The 13,826-nt window shown below is 63.6% G+C and carries 24 protein-coding genes; all 24 read right to left on the bottom strand.

Features of this window, described 5'->3' with window-relative positions:
* Window positions 1–7: 7 nt before the first annotated feature.
* The 24 genes from rpmD to rpsL all read right to left on the bottom strand — a co-directional run bounded on the left by rpmD (window position 8) and on the right by rpsL (window position 13,380).
* Window positions 8–199, bottom strand: coding sequence for a 50S ribosomal protein L30 (gene rpmD, locus ACVILH_RS20785; protein ID WP_456714536.1), 192 nt, complete (start codon window positions 197–199; stop codon window positions 8–10).
* Window positions 200–244: 45 nt separating this feature from the next.
* Complete coding sequence (gene rpsE / locus ACVILH_RS20780; protein WP_006611855.1) at window positions 245–817, bottom strand: 30S ribosomal protein S5; 573 nt, start codon at window positions 815–817, stop codon at window positions 245–247.
* Window positions 818–865: 48 nt separating this feature from the next.
* On the bottom strand, window positions 866–1,228 hold the full coding sequence (rplR, locus tag ACVILH_RS20775; RefSeq protein WP_006611854.1) for a 50S ribosomal protein L18: 363 nt from the start codon (window positions 1,226–1,228) through the stop codon (window positions 866–868).
* 11 nt (window positions 1,229–1,239) lie between these two features.
* Complete coding sequence (gene rplF, locus ACVILH_RS20770) at window positions 1,240–1,773, bottom strand: 50S ribosomal protein L6 (protein ID WP_008963473.1); 534 nt, start codon at window positions 1,771–1,773, stop codon at window positions 1,240–1,242.
* A 13-nt stretch (window positions 1,774–1,786) separates the two neighbouring features.
* On the bottom strand, window positions 1,787–2,185 hold the full coding sequence (rpsH, locus tag ACVILH_RS20765; RefSeq protein WP_006611852.1) for a 30S ribosomal protein S8: 399 nt from the start codon (window positions 2,183–2,185) through the stop codon (window positions 1,787–1,789).
* 12 nt (window positions 2,186–2,197) lie between these two features.
* Complete coding sequence (rpsN, locus tag ACVILH_RS20760; RefSeq protein ID WP_257166565.1) at window positions 2,198–2,503, bottom strand: 30S ribosomal protein S14; 306 nt, start codon at window positions 2,501–2,503, stop codon at window positions 2,198–2,200.
* Window positions 2,504–2,551: 48 nt separating this feature from the next.
* Window positions 2,552–3,109 (bottom strand): 50S ribosomal protein L5, encoded by a 558-nt coding sequence (rplE, locus tag ACVILH_RS20755; RefSeq protein ID WP_006611850.1) that lies wholly within the window; start codon window positions 3,107–3,109, stop codon window positions 2,552–2,554.
* The gene (gene rplX / locus ACVILH_RS20750) at window positions 3,102–3,416 is read right to left on the bottom strand and encodes a 50S ribosomal protein L24 (protein ID WP_006611849.1); all 315 of its coding nucleotides are present in this window, start codon (window positions 3,414–3,416) and stop codon (window positions 3,102–3,104) included. Before rplX ends, rplE begins: the two co-directional genes overlap by 8 nt.
* Window positions 3,416–3,784 (bottom strand): 50S ribosomal protein L14, encoded by a 369-nt coding sequence (rplN, locus tag ACVILH_RS20745; protein WP_006611848.1) that lies wholly within the window; start codon window positions 3,782–3,784, stop codon window positions 3,416–3,418. Before rplN ends, rplX begins: the two co-directional genes overlap by 1 nt.
* A gap of 99 nt (window positions 3,785–3,883) precedes the next feature.
* Window positions 3,884–4,132 (bottom strand): 30S ribosomal protein S17, encoded by a 249-nt coding sequence (gene rpsQ / locus ACVILH_RS20740; RefSeq protein ID WP_006611847.1) that lies wholly within the window; start codon window positions 4,130–4,132, stop codon window positions 3,884–3,886.
* 10 nt (window positions 4,133–4,142) lie between these two features.
* Complete coding sequence (rpmC, locus tag ACVILH_RS20735) at window positions 4,143–4,349, bottom strand: 50S ribosomal protein L29 (protein ID WP_006611846.1); 207 nt, start codon at window positions 4,347–4,349, stop codon at window positions 4,143–4,145.
* Between the two features lie 5 nt (window positions 4,350–4,354).
* On the bottom strand, window positions 4,355–4,768 hold the full coding sequence (gene rplP, locus ACVILH_RS20730) for a 50S ribosomal protein L16 (RefSeq protein WP_006611845.1): 414 nt from the start codon (window positions 4,766–4,768) through the stop codon (window positions 4,355–4,357).
* A gap of 40 nt (window positions 4,769–4,808) precedes the next feature.
* Window positions 4,809–5,519, bottom strand: a complete 711-nt coding sequence (gene rpsC, locus ACVILH_RS20725; RefSeq protein ID WP_006611844.1) for a 30S ribosomal protein S3 — start codon at window positions 5,517–5,519, stop codon at window positions 4,809–4,811.
* A gap of 22 nt (window positions 5,520–5,541) precedes the next feature.
* Entirely contained in the window at window positions 5,542–5,922 is a 381-nt protein-coding gene (gene rplV / locus ACVILH_RS20720) for a 50S ribosomal protein L22 (protein WP_006611843.1), read from the bottom strand.
* Between the two features lie 10 nt (window positions 5,923–5,932).
* Window positions 5,933–6,211 (bottom strand): 30S ribosomal protein S19, encoded by a 279-nt coding sequence (gene rpsS, locus ACVILH_RS20715; protein WP_008963465.1) that lies wholly within the window; start codon window positions 6,209–6,211, stop codon window positions 5,933–5,935.
* A gap of 12 nt (window positions 6,212–6,223) precedes the next feature.
* The gene (rplB, locus tag ACVILH_RS20710; RefSeq protein WP_006611841.1) at window positions 6,224–7,057 is read right to left on the bottom strand and encodes a 50S ribosomal protein L2; all 834 of its coding nucleotides are present in this window, start codon (window positions 7,055–7,057) and stop codon (window positions 6,224–6,226) included.
* 12 nt (window positions 7,058–7,069) lie between these two features.
* Entirely contained in the window at window positions 7,070–7,369 is a 300-nt protein-coding gene (locus ACVILH_RS20705; protein ID WP_456714535.1) for a 50S ribosomal protein L23, read from the bottom strand.
* Window positions 7,366–7,986 (bottom strand): 50S ribosomal protein L4, encoded by a 621-nt coding sequence (rplD, locus tag ACVILH_RS20700; RefSeq protein ID WP_006611839.1) that lies wholly within the window; start codon window positions 7,984–7,986, stop codon window positions 7,366–7,368. Before rplD ends, ACVILH_RS20705 begins: the two co-directional genes overlap by 4 nt.
* A complete protein-coding gene (gene rplC, locus ACVILH_RS20695; RefSeq protein ID WP_006611838.1) occupies window positions 7,987–8,706 on the bottom strand; it encodes a 50S ribosomal protein L3 in 720 nt (239 codons plus the stop codon).
* Between the two features lie 57 nt (window positions 8,707–8,763).
* Window positions 8,764–9,072, bottom strand: coding sequence for a 30S ribosomal protein S10 (gene rpsJ / locus ACVILH_RS20690; RefSeq protein WP_002712302.1), 309 nt, complete (start codon window positions 9,070–9,072; stop codon window positions 8,764–8,766).
* An 87-nt stretch (window positions 9,073–9,159) separates the two neighbouring features.
* Window positions 9,160–10,350, bottom strand: coding sequence for an elongation factor Tu (gene tuf / locus ACVILH_RS20685; protein ID WP_434858699.1), 1,191 nt, complete (start codon window positions 10,348–10,350; stop codon window positions 9,160–9,162).
* Window positions 10,351–10,389: 39 nt separating this feature from the next.
* Window positions 10,390–12,462 carry an elongation factor G gene (gene fusA, locus ACVILH_RS20680; RefSeq protein ID WP_456714534.1) on the bottom strand — a complete coding sequence of 691 codons (2,073 nt, stop codon included), beginning with the start codon at window positions 12,460–12,462 and terminating at the stop codon, window positions 10,390–10,392.
* A 33-nt stretch (window positions 12,463–12,495) separates the two neighbouring features.
* The gene (gene rpsG, locus ACVILH_RS20675) at window positions 12,496–12,966 is read right to left on the bottom strand and encodes a 30S ribosomal protein S7 (RefSeq protein WP_006611835.1); all 471 of its coding nucleotides are present in this window, start codon (window positions 12,964–12,966) and stop codon (window positions 12,496–12,498) included.
* A gap of 42 nt (window positions 12,967–13,008) precedes the next feature.
* The gene (gene rpsL / locus ACVILH_RS20670; protein ID WP_006611834.1) at window positions 13,009–13,380 is read right to left on the bottom strand and encodes a 30S ribosomal protein S12; all 372 of its coding nucleotides are present in this window, start codon (window positions 13,378–13,380) and stop codon (window positions 13,009–13,011) included.
* Window positions 13,381–13,826 lie beyond the last annotated feature (446 nt).

The raw sequence follows: 13,826 nt of genomic DNA, 5'->3' as shown, positions 1-13,826 counted from the left end.
CTTCTCCTTACTTCTCGTCGACGACGCGGACGAGATGATGAACCTTGGTGATCATGCCGCGGACCGCCGGCGTATCCGGCAGCTCGGTCACCCGGCCGATCTTGTTGAGCTTCAACCCGATCAGCGTCTCGCGCTGCGAGTGATGCCGGCGGATCGGGCTGCCGATCTGCTCGATCTTGATGGTCTTGGCGTCAGCCATTGTCCTTAACTCCGAGATGCGCCTGCCAAAGGCGGCGCGCGTTCGTTAGTCGGCGGCTGCCTCGGCATCGCCACCGACGCGGCGGGCCTGCAGGGTCGACACCTTGATGTTGCGGCGAGCAGCGACCGAGCGCGGGCTATCCTGGTGCTTCAGCGCGTTGAAGGTCGCGCGCACCATGTTGTACGGGTTGGACGAGCCGATCGACTTCGCCACCACGTCCTGGATGCCCAGCGTCTCGAACACGGCGCGCATCGGGCCGCCGGCGATGATGCCGGTACCGGCCGGAGCCGCACGCAGGTAGACGCGGCCGGCACCGTGACGACCAAAGATGTCGTGGTGCAGGGTGCGGCCCTCGCGCAGCGCGACGCGGGTGAGGTTGCGCTTGGCGGAGTCGGTCGCCTTGCGGATCGCCTCCGGCACTTCGCGCGCCTTGCCGTGGCCGAAACCGACCCGGCCCTTCTGATCGCCAATCACGACGAGCGCCGCAAAGCCGAAGCGCTTACCGCCCTTCACGACCTTCGCGACTCGGTTGATGTGGACGAGCTTGTCGACGAACTCGCTGTCGCGCTCCTCGCGCTCCTTGCGATCGCGACCGCCTCGTTCCCGTTCACCTGCCATGGTGCTATCCAATCTTCTGTGGGGCTCTCGCGCCCAAAACCGTTGATATTAGAAGCTCAGCCCGCTCTCGCGCGCCGCGTCGGCCAAAGCCTTGACGCGACCGTGATAGAGATAGCCGCCACGATCGAACACGACTTCCTTGATGCCCGCCTTCACCGCGCGCTCGGCCAGCAGCTTGCCCACCGCCTTCGCCGCATCGATGTCGGCACCGGTGTTGCCGGCCGAACGCATCTCCTTCTCCATCGACGACGCCGAGGCGAGCGTCTCGCCCTTCTGGTCGTCGATGACCTGAGCGTAGATGTGCTTCGACGAACGGAACACCGACAGACGCGGACGGCCGCCGGCGGAGCGGCGCAGCGACAGCCTCACGCGCTGCTTGCGCCGGGCATTCGTAACCTTTGCTCTCGACATGTCCGGCTCCGTTACTTCTTCTTGCCTTCCTTGCGGAAGATGAATTCACCCGCGTACTTCACGCCCTTGCCCTTGTAGGGCTCCGGCGGCCGGTAGGCGCGGATTTCGGCGGCCACCTGGCCGACGCGCTGCGGGTCGATGCCCGTGATCGTGATCTCGGTCGGCTTCGGCACGGCGATCGTGATGCCTTCCGGGATCTGGTAGACGACGTCATGGCTGTAGCCGAGCGCGAGCTGCAGGTTCTTGCCCTGCATCGCGGCGCGGTAGCCGACGCCGGTGATCTCGAGCTTCTTCTCGAAGCCCTTGGTGACGCCCTCGACCAGGTTGGCGATCTGGGCGCGCGCGGTGCCGTAGAGCGAGCGAGCCCGCTTGGTCTCGGCGCGCGGGGCAACCTTGACCTGGCCGTTCTCGAACTTCACCTCGACGTCGTCATGGACGAGGAACTGAAGCTGGCCCTTCGGGCCCTTCATCTTGACGGTCTGACCGTCGACGGTGGCGGTCACACCGGACGGCACCGTCACAGGCTTCTTGCCAATTCGTGACATGGCTCAATCCTTCTTAGAACACCGTGAAGAGAACTTCACCGCCGACATTCGCGTCACGCGCGCTATGGTCGGCCATGATTCCCTTCGGCGTCGACAAAACAGAAATTCCGAGCCCGTTGTTCACGCGCGGCAGGTTCTTCACCGAGGTGTAGACGCGCCGGCCGGGCTTGGAGACGCGCTCGATCTCGCGGATCACAGGCTCGCCGTCGAAATACTTCAGCTCGATCTCGATTTCGCTGCGGCCGGACGGATGCTCCATCGTGGCGTAGCCACGGATGTAGCCCTCGGACTTCAGCACTTCGAGCACGCTGGCGCGCATCTTCGAGCCGGGGGTCGTGACCTTCGACTTCGAGCGCATCTGCGCGTTGCGGATGCGGGTGATGAGATCGCTGATGGGATCGTGCGTTGACATGTTCGACCCTCCTTACCAGCTCGACTTCACGAGGCCCGGAACCAGGCCCTTGGAGCCGAGCTCGCGCAGCGCGATGCGGCTCAGCTTGTTCTTGCGGTAGTTCGACCGCGGACGGCCCGTCAGCTCGCACCGGTTGCGAATGCGGGTCGTCGACGAGTTGCGCGGCATTTCCGCGAGCTTCAGGGTCGCGGCGAAGCGCTCCTCCATCGGCTTTTCCTTGTCGGCGATGATCGCCTTCAACCGGGCACGCTTCGGGGCGGCGTTCTTGGCCATCCGCTTGCGCCGGTTGTTCTTCTCGACTGAACTCTTCTTTGCCATGCTTGGCTCCTGGGTATCCGCGTTTGAGAAGCTTCGAAACTCAGCTGCTCACTGCCGGAACGGGAAATTGAATGCGGTCAGAAGGGCACGGGCCTCGTCGTCGGTCGTCGCGGTGGTGCACACCGTGATGTCCATGCCCCAGCTCTCCCCGGCCTTGTCGAAATCGATCTCGGGGAAAATGATGTGCTCCTTGATGCCGAGCGAGTAGTTGCCGCGGCCGTCGAAGCTCTTCGGGTTCAGGCCGCGGAAGTCGCGGACGCGCGGCAGCGCGACGTTGATCAGGCGGTCGATGAACTCGTACATCTTGGCCTTGCGCAGCGTGACCTTGCAGCCGATCGGCTGGTTCTCACGCAGCTTGAAGGTCGCGATCGCAACCCGCGAATAGGTCACGACGGCCTTCTGACCGGCGATCAGCGACAGGTCGGCCGCCGCCGTCTCCGCCTTCTTGCGGTCGTTGACGGCCTCGCCGATGCCCATGTTCAGCACGACCTTGTCGAGCCGCGGCACCTGCATGACGTTGGCGTAGCCGAACTTCTCGGTCAGCGCGCTCTTGATCTTGCGGTCGTATTCCGTGCGGAGGCGCGGGGTGTAAGCGGTCTCAGCCATCGATCTCAACTCCCGAGCTCTTGGCAACGCGGACCTTCTTGCCGTCCGCCTGAATCTTGAATCCGATGCGCGTCGGCTTGCCGTCCTTGCCGACGTAAGCGACGTTGGACAGGTTGATCGGCGCTTCCTTGGTGATGATGCCGCCTTCCTGGTTCTGCGTCTGCTTCTGGTGACGCTTCACCAGGTTGATGCCACGCACCAGCGCCGTGCCGGCGTCGGGACGCACCTCGAACACCTCGCCGGTGCGACCCTTGTCGCGGCCGGTCAGGACGATCACCTTGTCGCCCTTGCGGATCTTGGCAGCCATCACAGCACCTCCGGCGCGAGCGAAATGATCTTCATGTGGTTCTTGGCGCGCAGCTCGCGCGGCACCGGCCCGAAGATACGGGTGCCGACCGGCTCGGACTGGTTGTTGATCAGGACGGCCGCGTTGCGGTCGAAGCGGATCACCGAGCCGTCGGCGCGGCGGATGTCCTTGCGGACGCGCACCACGACGGCCTTCATGACGTCGCCCTTCTTCACCTTGCCACGCGGAATGGCTTCCTTGATCGACACCACGATGATGTCGCCGACGGTGGCATAGCGGCGCTTCGAGCCGCCCAGCACCTTGATACACATAACACGGCGTGCGCCGGAATTATCGGCCACGTCGAGGTTGGTCTGCATCTGAATCATTGATGCACCTCGTCCTCTTCATCTGCTGCGCAGGAAAGCTGCGCCTTTTTGATCCCGAAAGCGAAACCGGCCCCTTCGATCAGGGCCGCGTCTCACGACTCAGGCGGTTTTCTTATGCTCGCCGCGGACCACCGTCCAGCGCTTGAGCTTGGAGATCGGCTTGCTCTCCTCGATCCAGACCATGTCGCCCGGCTTGAACTCGTTGCTCTCGTCGTGAGCGTGGTAGTTCTTCGAGCGGCGGATGGTCTTCTTGTAGATCGGGTGGGTGAAGCGCCGGTCGACGCGCACGACCACGGTCTTGGCCTGCTTGTCGCTGACGACCACGCCCTGGAGGGTCCGTTTCGGCATGTCGAGCCTCTTACTTCGTCTTGGCGCGCTGCTGCGCGGCGATGGTCTTGATACGGGCGATGTCGCGGCGCGCCTCACGCAGGCGGGCAGTGTTCTCCAGCTGCCCGGTGGCGCGCTGGAAACGCAGGTTGAAGCGCTCCTTCTTCAGATTGACGATCGCATCGTCCATCTGGTCGGGGCTCATCGCGCGAATGTCGGCAATCTTCATCTCGGCCATGACCATTACTCCGCAATGCGTTCGACGAAGCGCGTCTTGATCGGCAGCTTGGCAGCGGCCAGCGTCAGCGCCTCACGCGCGATCTGGTTGCTGACGCCGTCGATCTCGAACATCACCCGGCCCGGCTTGACGCGGGCCACCCACAATTCCGGCGAACCCTTGCCGGAGCCCATGCGGACTTCGGCCGGCTTCTTCGACACCGGCAGATCCGGGAACACGCGGATCCAGACGCGGCCGGCGCGCTTCATGTGACGGGTCAGCGCACGACGGGCGGCCTCGATCTGGCGCGCGGTCACGCGATCCGGCTCCATCGCCTTCAGCCCGAACTGGCCGAAGGCCAGCGTCGCGCCCGAGGACGCAACGCCGTGGATACGGCCCTTATGCGCCTTTCGGAACTTGGTCTTCTTTGGTTGCATCATGGCTTTGAGCCCTCAAACCTGTCTTGTCGCGGCTGATCGATCAGGCCGCGTCGCGGCGCGAACGCGGCGACGGGCTTTCGCCACCACCCTCGTTCATCCGCTTGTCCTGTGCCATCGGATCGTGCTCGAGGATCTCGCCCTTGAAGATCCAGACCTTCACGCCGCAGGTGCCGAAGGTCGTGAACGCGGTGGCCACACCGTAGTCGATGTCGGCGCGCAGCGTGTGCAGCGGCACCCGGCCCTCGCGATACCACTCCATTCGGGCGATTTCCGCGCCGCCCAGACGACCCGAGCAGTTGATGCGGATGCCCTCGGCGCCGAGACGCATCGCCGACTGAACGGCGCGCTTCATGGCGCGGCGGAACGCAACGCGGCGCTCGAGCTGCTGCGCGATCGACTCGGCGACCAGCGTGGCATCGAGCTCCGGCTTGCGGATCTCGACGATGTTGATGACGACGTCCGACGAGGTGATGTCGGCGACGCGCTTGCGTAGCTTGTCGATGTCGGCGCCCTTCTTGCCGATCACGACGCCCGGACGCGCCGAGTGGATCGTCACGCGACACTTCTTGTGCGGACGCTCGATCACGATGCGGGCGACGGCCGCCTGCTTGAGCTCCTTGTGCAGGATCTCGCGGATCTTGACGTCTTCATGCAGCAGCTTGCCGTATTCGGCCTTGCCGGCGAACCAGCGCGAATCCCAGGTCCGGTTGATGCCGAGACGCAGACCGATCGGATTGATCTTTTGACCCATCGTATTCTCCCAGCGCCCGACTTTACGCGCTCGCCTCGACCTGACGCACAATGATCGTCAGCTGCGAGAACGGTTTGAAAACTCGGCCCGAACGGCCACGGCCGCGCGGCGAGAAACGCTTCATCACGATTCCCTTGCCGACGAAAGCCTGCGAGACGACGAGATCGTCGACCTCGAGCTCGTGGTTGTTCTCGGCATTGGCGATCGCCGATTCCAGGCACTTCTTGACGTCGACCGCAATCCGCTTGCGCGAGAACTGCAGGTCGGCGAGGGCTGCCGACGCCTTGCGGCCGCGAATCATCTGCGCCACCAGGTTCAGCTTCTGCGGGCTCACCCGAAGCATCCGGGCCACAGCCTTGGCCTCGTTGTCGGGGAGGCTCCGTTCGCGCTTTGGTTTGCTCATCGCTTAATCCTCAAGCCTTCTTGGCTTTCTTATCGCCCGAATGGCCGTGGAAGGTGCGGGTCGGCGAGAACTCGCCGAACTTGTGGCCAACCATTTCCTCGTTGACCGCGACCGGCACGTGCTTCTGGCCGTTGTAGACGCCGAACGTCAGGCCGACGAACTGCGGCAGGATGGTCGAGCGGCGGCTCCAGATCTTGATGACGTCGTGACGGCCGGACGCGCGCGCCGCATCTGCCTTCTTGAGCAGCGACGCCTCGACGAACGGGCCTTTCCAGACTGAACGAACCATGTCCGTCGTTCCTTACTTCTTCCGCTTGTGGCGGCTCAGGAGAATGAATTTGTCGGTCGACTTGTTGGTGCGGGTCTTCTTGCCCTTGGTGGGCTTGCCCCACGGAGTGACCGGGTGACGACCGCCGGAGGTACGGCCTTCGCCGCCGCCGTGCGGATGGTCGATCGGGTTCATGGCGACACCGCGGTTGTGCGGGCGGCGGCCCATCCAACGCTTGCGGCCGGCCTTGCCGATCGAGGTGTTCATGTGGTCCGGGTTCGACACCGCGCCGATGGTGCCGCGGCAGCGGCCGTGCACCAGGCGCTGCTCACCCGAGTTCAGACGGACGATCACGTAGTCCTGGTCGCGACCGACGATCTGGGCGTAGGTGCCGGCCGAACGCGCGAGCTGACCACCCTTCCCGATCTTGACCTCGATGTTGTGCACGATCGTGCCCACCGGCATGTTGCCGAGCGGCATGACGTTGCCCGGCTTCACGTCCACATAGTTGCCGGCGACGATGGTGTCGCCGACCGCCAGGCGCTGCGGCGCCAGGATGTAGGCGAGCTCGCCGTCCTGATACTTGACCAGGGCGATGAAGGCGGTGCGGTTCGGATCATACTCCAGGCGCTCGACGGTCGCGGGAACGTCGACCTTGTCGCGCTTGAAGTCGACCGTGCGGTACGACTGCTTGTGGCCGCCGCCGAGGAAGCGAACCGTGATGCGGCCGGTGTTGTTGCGACCGCCGCTCGACTGCTTGCCCTCGGTCAGCGCCTTGACCGGCTTGCCCTTGTACAGGGCCGAACGATCGACCATCACCAGCTGGCGCTGGCCCGGCGTCGTGGGGTTGAATGTCTTCAGTGCCATGGCAGCTCAGCCTTACAGTCCGGTGGTCACGTCGATGCGGTGGCCCTCTTCGAGGGTCACGATCGCGCGCTTGCTGTCCGATTGCGAACCGAAATTGCCGCGGAACACCTTGGTCTTGCCCTTGCGGACGAGCGTATTCACGCTCCGGACCTTGACGTTGAACAGCTTCTCGATCGCTTCCTTGATCTGCGGCTTGGTCGCCTTGGCGGCCACCTTGAACAGAACCTTGTTCTGCTCCGAGGCAAAGGTCGCCTTCTCGGTCACGACCGGCGCGATGATGATGTCGTAGTGGCGCGGATCGATGGTCTTCATTTGAAGCGCGCCTCCAGCGCATCGATCGCCGCCTTGGTCAGAACGAGCTTCTGCCGGCGGAGAATGTCGTAGACGTTGATGCCCTGGATCGGCAGCACGTCCAGGTTCGGGATGTTGCGGGCCGCAGCGGCGAAGCCGTTGTGCAGCTCGGCGCCGTCGATGATCAGCGCGTTGGTCAGGCCGAGACCCGAGAAGTGGCCGATCAGCGCCTTGGTCTTCGCCGCCTCGAGGGTGGCGTTCTCCAAGACGACCAGATCACCGTCCTTGGCCTTGGCCGACAGCGCATGCTTCAGAGCGAGCGCACGGACCTTCTTCGGCAGATCGGTCGCATGCGAGCGCACGACCGGACCGAAGGCGCGGCCACCGCCACGGAACTGCGGCACGCGGGCCGAGCCATGACGAGCACCGCCGGTGCCCTTCTGCTTGTACATCTTCTTGCCGGTGCGCCAAATCTCGGCGCGGCCCTTGGCCTTGTGGGTGCCGGCCTGGCGCTTGTTGAGCTGCCACTGGACGCAGCGCTGGATAATATCAGCGCGCGGCTCCAGACCGAAGATGGCGTCGGACAGCTGGACGGAGCCGGCTTCCTTGCCCTCGAGCGTGGTGACTTTCAGTTCCATTTATGCGCCCTCCTGCACGGCCGGCGCTTCGGCAGCCTGCTCACCCGCGACCTTGAACTTGCCGGGCTTCGGCGCTTCCTTCGGCAGCGGCTTCTTCACGGCGTCGCGCACCGAGATCCAGCCACCCTTGGAGCCGGGCACCGCGCCTTCGACCAGGATCAGGCCGCGCTCGACGTCCGTCTGCACCACACGCAGGTTCAGCGTGGTGATGCGGTCGACACCCATGTGACCGGGCATCTTCTTGTTCTTCCAGGTCTTGCCGGGGTCCTGACGGCCACCGGTCGAACCGATCGAACGGTGCGAGATCGACACACCGTGCGTGGCGCGCAGACCGCCGAAGTTCCAGCGCTTCATGCCGCCGGCGAAGCCCTTACCGACCGAGGTGCCGGTGACGTCGACGAACTGGCCGACGACGAAATGGTCGGCCTGGATCTCGGCGCCGACCGGGATCAGCGAGTCCTCGCTGACACGGAACTCGGCGAGCTTGCGCTTCGGCTCGACCTTGGCGACCGCGAACTGGCCGCGCTCCGCCTTCGGCATGTAGACCGTCTTGCGGCTGCCGCTGCCGAGCTGCAGCGCGACGTAGCCGTTCTTCTCGGTGGTGCGGTGACCGACCACCTGGCAATTGCCGAGCTTCAGCACGGTCACGGGGATATGCTCGCCGGTCTCCGTAAAGACCCGCGTCATCCCGACCTTTTGTGCGATCACTCCGGAGCGCATCGGCGTGCTTCCTGTTCTTCTCTATGTCCGCGAAAAGGCGAACGTGAATCCAAAAACTTAGAGCTTGATCTCGACGTCGACGCCGGCGGCCAGATCGAGCTTCATGAGAGCATCGACGGTCTGCGGGGTCGGATCGACGATGTCGAGGAGACGCTTGTGGGTGCGCATCTCGAACTGCTCGCGGCTCTTCTTGTCGACGTGCGGCGAACGGTTGACGGTGAACTTCTCGATGCGGGTCGGCAGCGGAATGGGTCCGCGAACCTGCGCGCCGGTCCGTTTCGCCGTGTTGACGATCTCGCGCGTCGACGTATCGAGGATGCGATGGTCGAACGCCTTGAGACGGATGCGGATATTTTGGCCGTTCATTGCCGTATCTTTCTGTGAGTAGTGAGTGGCGAGTAGCGAACGGCGAATGGATCACCATTCGCCACCCGCCATTCCCTATTCGTGTTGTTACTCGATGATCGAGGCGACGACGCCGGCGCCGACGGTGCGGCCGCCTTCACGGATGGCGAAGCGCAGCTTCTCTTCCATCGCGATCGGCACGATCAGGTGCACTTCCATCGCGATGTTGTCGCCCGGCATCACCATCTCCGTGCCTTCCGGCAGGTGAACGACGCCGGTCACGTCGGTCGTGCGGAAGTAGAACTGCGGACGGTAGTTGGTGAAGAACGGGGTGTGACGGCCGCCCTCTTCCTTGGTGAGGATGTAAGCCTCAGCCTTGAACTTGGTGTGCGGCTTGACCGAGCCCGGCTTGCAGAGAACCTGGCCGCGCTCGACGTCCTCACGCTTGGTGCCGCGGAGCAGCGCACCGATGTTGTCGCCGGCCTGGCCCTGATCGAGCAGCTTGCGGAACATTTCGACGCCGGTGACGGTGGTCTTCTGGGTGGCGCGGATACCGACGATCTCGATTTCCTCACCGACCTTGATGATGCCGCGCTCGACACGACCGGTCACCACGGTGCCGCGGCCCGAGATCGAGAACACATCTTCGACCGGCATCAGGAAGGGCTGGTCGATCGGACGCTCCGGCTGCGGAATGTACTCGTCGACATTGCGCATCAGCTCGAGGATGGCGTCGTGGCCGAGCTTCTTGTCCGAATCTTCCAGAGCGGCCAGCGCCGAACCCTTGATGATCGGGATCTTGTCGCCCGGGAATTCGTACTTCGAGAGCAGCTCGCGAACCTCGAGCTCGACGAGCTCGAGCAGCTCCGGATCGTCCACCATGTCGCACTTGTTGAGGAACACGACCAGAGCCGGAACGCCGACCTGACGGGCGAGCAGGATGTGCTCACGGGTCTGCGGCATCGGGCCGTCAGCGGCCGACACGACCAGGATCGCGCCGTCCATCTGGGCGGCGCCGGTGATCATGTTCTTCACGTAGTCGGCGTGGCCGGGGCAGTCGACGTGCGCGTAGTGGCGGTTCTTGGTCTCGTACTCGACGTGAGCGGTCGAGATGGTGATACCGCGAGCCTTCTCTTCCGGCGCCTTGTCGATCTGGTCGTAGGCAGTGAACGTCGCACCGCCCGTCTCGGCCAGGATCTTGGTGATTGCAGCGGTCAGCGAGGTCTTGCCGTGGTCGACGTGACCGATGGTGCCGATGTTGCAGTGGGGCTTGTTACGTTCAAACTTAGCTTTGGCCATTTGACTCTCCGTTCAGTCGCTAACTTGAGCTAACGACAATCAGGCAAACTTCTTCTGGACTTCAGCCGACACGTTGGCCGGCGCTTCAGCGTAGTGCGAGAACTGCATCGTGAAGGTCGCGCGACCCTGGCTCATCGAGCGCAGGTTATTCACGTAACCGAACATGTTCATGAGCGGCACCATCGCGTTGATGACGTTGGCATTGCCGCGCATGTCCTGGCCCTGGATCTGGCCACGACGCGAGTTCAGGTCGCCGATCACCGAGCCGGTGTAGTCTTCCGGGGTCACGACCTCGACCTTCATGATCGGCTCGAGCAGAACCGACTTGCCCTTCTGCAGCGCCTCGCGGAAGGCAGCGCGCGATGCGATTTCGAAGGCCAGCGCCGACGAGTCGACGTCGTGATACTTGCCGTCGACCAGCGCCACCTTGACGTCGACCACCGGGAAGCCGGCAACCACGCCCGCGCCGAGCACGCTCTCGATGCCCTTTTCGACGCCCGGGATGTATTCCTTCGGAACCGCACCACCGACGATCTTGGACTCGAACACGTAGCCGCCGCCCGGCTCGTTCGGCTCGACCACGAGGCTGACGGCCGCGAACTGGCCGGTGCCGCCGGTCTGCTTCTTGTGGGTGTAGTCCACATTGGCCGGCTTGGTGATGCGCTCACGGAACGCCACCTGCGGCGCGCCGATGTTCGCATCGACCTTGTAGGTGCGCTTCAGAATGTCGACCTTGATGTCGAGATGGAGCTCGCCCATGCCCTTGAGGATGGTCTGGCCCGACTCGTGATCGGTCGACACGCGGAAGGACGGATCCTCAGCCGCGAGCTTCGCCAGCGCGATGCCCAGCTTCTCCTGGTCGGCCTTCGACTTCGGCTCGATCGCGATCTCGATGACCGGCTCCGGGAATTCCATCTTCTCCAGGATGACCTGGTTGTTCGGATCGCACAGCGTGTCACCGGTGCGGGCTTCCTTGAGGCCGGCGAGAGCGACGATGTCGCCCGCATAGGCTTCCTTGATGTCCTCGCGGTTGTTCGCATGCATCAGCAGCATGCGGCCGATGCGCTCCTTCTTCTCGCGGGTCGAGTTCACGACACCGGTGCCCGAGGTCAGGATGCCCGAATAGATGCGGCAGAACGTGATCGTGCCGACGAACGGGTCGTCCATGATCTTGAACGCCAGCAGCGACAGCGGCTCCTTGTCGTCCGCCTTGCGCACGACCTCGTTGCCCTTGTCGTCGGTGCCCTTGATCGCGGGGACGTCGAGCGGCGACGGCAGATAGTCGACGACGGCGTCGAGCAGCGGCTGCACGCCCTTGTTCTTGAAGGCAGAGCCGCACAGCACGGGATAGAACGCGCCCGACAGCACGGCCTTGCGGATCAGCTTCTTGAGCGTCGCCTCGTCCGGCTCGGTACCGTCGAGGTAGGCCGACATGGCGTCGTCGTCGAGCTCGACGGCGGCTTCCACCAGCTTCTCGCGATATTCCTTGGCCTGGTCGGCCAGGTCAGCCGGGATCTCGACATAGTCGAACTTCGCGCCGAGCGACTCGTCGTTCCAGACGATCGCCTTCATGGTCACGAGATCGACGCAGCCCTTGAAGTTGTTCTCAGCGCCGATCGGCAGCTGGATCGCAACCGGCTTCGCGCCCAGGCGGTCGACGATGTCGGCCAGGCACTTGAAGAAGTCGGCACCGGTCTTGTCCATCTTGTTGGCGAAGACGATGCGCGGCACCTTGTACTTGTCGCCCTGGCGCCAGACGGTCTCGGTCTGCGGCTCGACGCCCTGGTTGGAATCGAGCACGCACACGGCACCGTCGAGCACGCGGAGCGAACGCTCGACTTCGATGGTGAAGTCGACGTGGCCGGGGGTGTCGATGATGTTCAGGCGCTTGCCGTTCCAGAACGCGGTTGTGGCAGCCGAAGTGATCGTGATGCCACGCTCCTGCTCCTGCTCCATCCAGTCCATCGTCGCGGCACCTTCGTGCACTTCGCCGATCTTATGGCTCTTGCCGGTGTAGTACAGGATGCGCTCGGTCGTCGTCGTCTTACCGGCGTCGATATGCGCCATGATGCCGAAGTTACGATAGTCTTCGATGGCGTGTTGGCGAGGCATGGATCTGTTCCCTGATTTCCGTTCGGGCCGCTGTTACCAGCGGTAGTGCGAGAAGGCGCGATTGGCTTCCGCCATCCGGTGCACGTCTTCACGCTTCTTCACGGCGTTCCCGCGGTTGTTCGACGCGTCGAGCAACTCGGCCGACAGACGCTCGGTCATGGTCTTCTCGTTGCGGTCACGGGCCGCCGAGATCAGCCAGCGGATGCCCAGCGCCTGGCGGCGGGTCGAGCGAACTTCGACCGGCACCTGGTAGGTCGCACCACCGACGCGACGCGAGCGCACTTCGATGGTCGGCATGACGTTCTCGAGCGCCTGCTCGAACACGGTCAGCGGGCTCTGCTTGGTCTTGGCCTCGATGATCCCGAACGCGCCGTAGACGATTCCTTCGGCGACCGACTTCTTGCCGGCGTACATCACCGAATTCATGAACTTGGTGACGATGATGTTCCCGAACTTCGGATCCGGAAGCACTTCACGCTTTTCGGCTGAATGGCGACGCGACATCTGATCTGTTCCCGCTTCTCTCGAACGTCTTAGTTAAGCGTCTTACTTCGGACGCTTCGCGCCGTACTTCGAACGACGCTGCTTACGGTTCTTGACGCCCTGGGTATCCAGCACGCCGCGGAGGATGTGGTAGCGCACGCCCGGCAAGTCCTTGACGCGGCCGCCGCGGATCATGACCACCGAGTGCTCCTGGAGGTTATGGCCTTCACCCGGGATGTAGCCGATCACCTCGAAGCCGTTGGTCAGGCGCACCTTGGCGACCTTACGAAGCGCCGAGTTCGGCTTCTTCGGGGTCGTGGTGTAGACGCGCGTGCAAACGCCACGCTTCTGCGGCGACTGCTGCAGCGCCGGCACCTTCTTGCGCGACTTCTGCACTTCGCGCGGATTTGCGATCAGCTGGTTGATCGTCGGCATCTTGGCCTTCACCCTTCTCAACGTTCACACGGAAACCACCAGGGATTTCCGCAAATTCTGTTCGAGGTTCCCCGCCTCACCGGGCCGCCCAGCGCGAAAAATCCGCGCAAAACGAAATCGCGCCAACCGTTCATCGCTGAACGGAAAGCGCTTGACGCCACAGAGGACCGCGATCACCACCACCCTGCTTGCGCCGGCGGCGGCCTACCGAGGTCATGCATCCGAAATTGGTCTCAAGAGAACGAGCTCGAGAGATCTAAAATCGTTCTGGCATTGCCTAGCTATGATCGACAGCGTTTGAGCGGCATTCGTCGAGGTTGGTGCCCATCCTGCCCTGTAGAGGGCGGTCCGGGTGATCCGTACCGACGCTGGCGAAGCTCACCGCCTGTCGTTGAGTGCGGGCCTTTTATAAGTGGTAAAACCCCAAGTCAAGCAAAACGACGCCG

The organism is Bradyrhizobium sp. USDA 4353 (genome assembly GCF_054063215.1).
Note: the sequence above shows the minus strand (reverse complement) of the source record. Positions and strands in the feature narration are given on the sequence as shown.

Excerpts from the sequence above, each read along its gene's own strand:
- rpsL (WP_006611834.1), bottom strand. The coding sequence starts at position 13,380 with ATGCCGACGATCAACCAGCTGATCGCAAATCCGCGCGAAGTGCAGAAG.
- rpsC (WP_006611844.1), bottom strand. The coding sequence starts at position 5,519 with ATGGGTCAAAAGATCAATCCGATCGGTCTGCGTCTCGGCATCAACCGG.
- rpsE (WP_006611855.1), bottom strand. The coding sequence starts at position 817 with ATGGCAGGTGAACGGGAACGAGGCGGTCGCGATCGCAAGGAGCGCGAG.
- tuf (WP_434858699.1), bottom strand. The coding sequence starts at position 10,350 with ATGGCCAAAGCTAAGTTTGAACGTAACAAGCCCCACTGCAACATCGGC.
- rplV (WP_006611843.1), bottom strand. The coding sequence starts at position 5,922 with ATGAGCAAACCAAAGCGCGAACGGAGCCTCCCCGACAACGAGGCCAAG.
- rpmC (WP_006611846.1), bottom strand. The coding sequence starts at position 4,349 with ATGGCCGAGATGAAGATTGCCGACATTCGCGCGATGAGCCCCGACCAG.
- rplX (WP_006611849.1), bottom strand. The coding sequence starts at position 3,416 with ATGGCTGCCAAGATCCGCAAGGGCGACAAGGTGATCGTCCTGACCGGC.
- rplR (WP_006611854.1), bottom strand. The coding sequence starts at position 1,228 with ATGTCGAGAGCAAAGGTTACGAATGCCCGGCGCAAGCAGCGCGTGAGG.
- ACVILH_RS20705 (WP_456714535.1), bottom strand. The coding sequence starts at position 7,369 with ATGAAGACCATCGATCCGCGCCACTACGACATCATCATCGCGCCGGTC.
- rplP (WP_006611845.1), bottom strand. The coding sequence starts at position 4,768 with ATGATGCAACCAAAGAAGACCAAGTTCCGAAAGGCGCATAAGGGCCGT.
- rplC (WP_006611838.1), bottom strand. The coding sequence starts at position 8,706 with ATGCGCTCCGGAGTGATCGCACAAAAGGTCGGGATGACGCGGGTCTTT.
- rplE (WP_006611850.1), bottom strand. The coding sequence starts at position 3,109 with ATGGCTGAGACCGCTTACACCCCGCGCCTCCGCACGGAATACGACCGC.
- rpsG (WP_006611835.1), bottom strand. The coding sequence starts at position 12,966 with ATGTCGCGTCGCCATTCAGCCGAAAAGCGTGAAGTGCTTCCGGATCCG.
- rplN (WP_006611848.1), bottom strand. The coding sequence starts at position 3,784 with ATGATTCAGATGCAGACCAACCTCGACGTGGCCGATAATTCCGGCGCA.
- rplB (WP_006611841.1), bottom strand. The coding sequence starts at position 7,057 with ATGGCACTGAAGACATTCAACCCCACGACGCCGGGCCAGCGCCAGCTG.
- rpmD (WP_456714536.1), bottom strand. The coding sequence starts at position 199 with ATGGCTGACGCCAAGACCATCAAGATCGAGCAGATCGGCAGCCCGATC.
- rpsQ (WP_006611847.1), bottom strand. The coding sequence starts at position 4,132 with ATGCCGAAACGGACCCTCCAGGGCGTGGTCGTCAGCGACAAGCAGGCC.
- rplF (WP_008963473.1), bottom strand. The coding sequence starts at position 1,773 with ATGTCACGAATTGGCAAGAAGCCTGTGACGGTGCCGTCCGGTGTGACC.
- rpsS (WP_008963465.1), bottom strand. The coding sequence starts at position 6,211 with ATGGTTCGTTCAGTCTGGAAAGGCCCGTTCGTCGAGGCGTCGCTGCTC.
- rpsH (WP_006611852.1), bottom strand. The coding sequence starts at position 2,185 with ATGTCAACGCACGATCCCATCAGCGATCTCATCACCCGCATCCGCAAC.
- rpsN (WP_257166565.1), bottom strand. The coding sequence starts at position 2,503 with ATGGCAAAGAAGAGTTCAGTCGAGAAGAACAACCGGCGCAAGCGGATG.
- rplD (WP_006611839.1), bottom strand. The coding sequence starts at position 7,986 with ATGGAACTGAAAGTCACCACGCTCGAGGGCAAGGAAGCCGGCTCCGTC.
- rpsJ (WP_002712302.1), bottom strand. The coding sequence starts at position 9,072 with ATGAACGGCCAAAATATCCGCATCCGTCTCAAGGCGTTCGACCATCGC.
- fusA (WP_456714534.1), bottom strand. The coding sequence starts at position 12,462 with ATGCCTCGCCAACACGCCATCGAAGACTATCGTAACTTCGGCATCATG.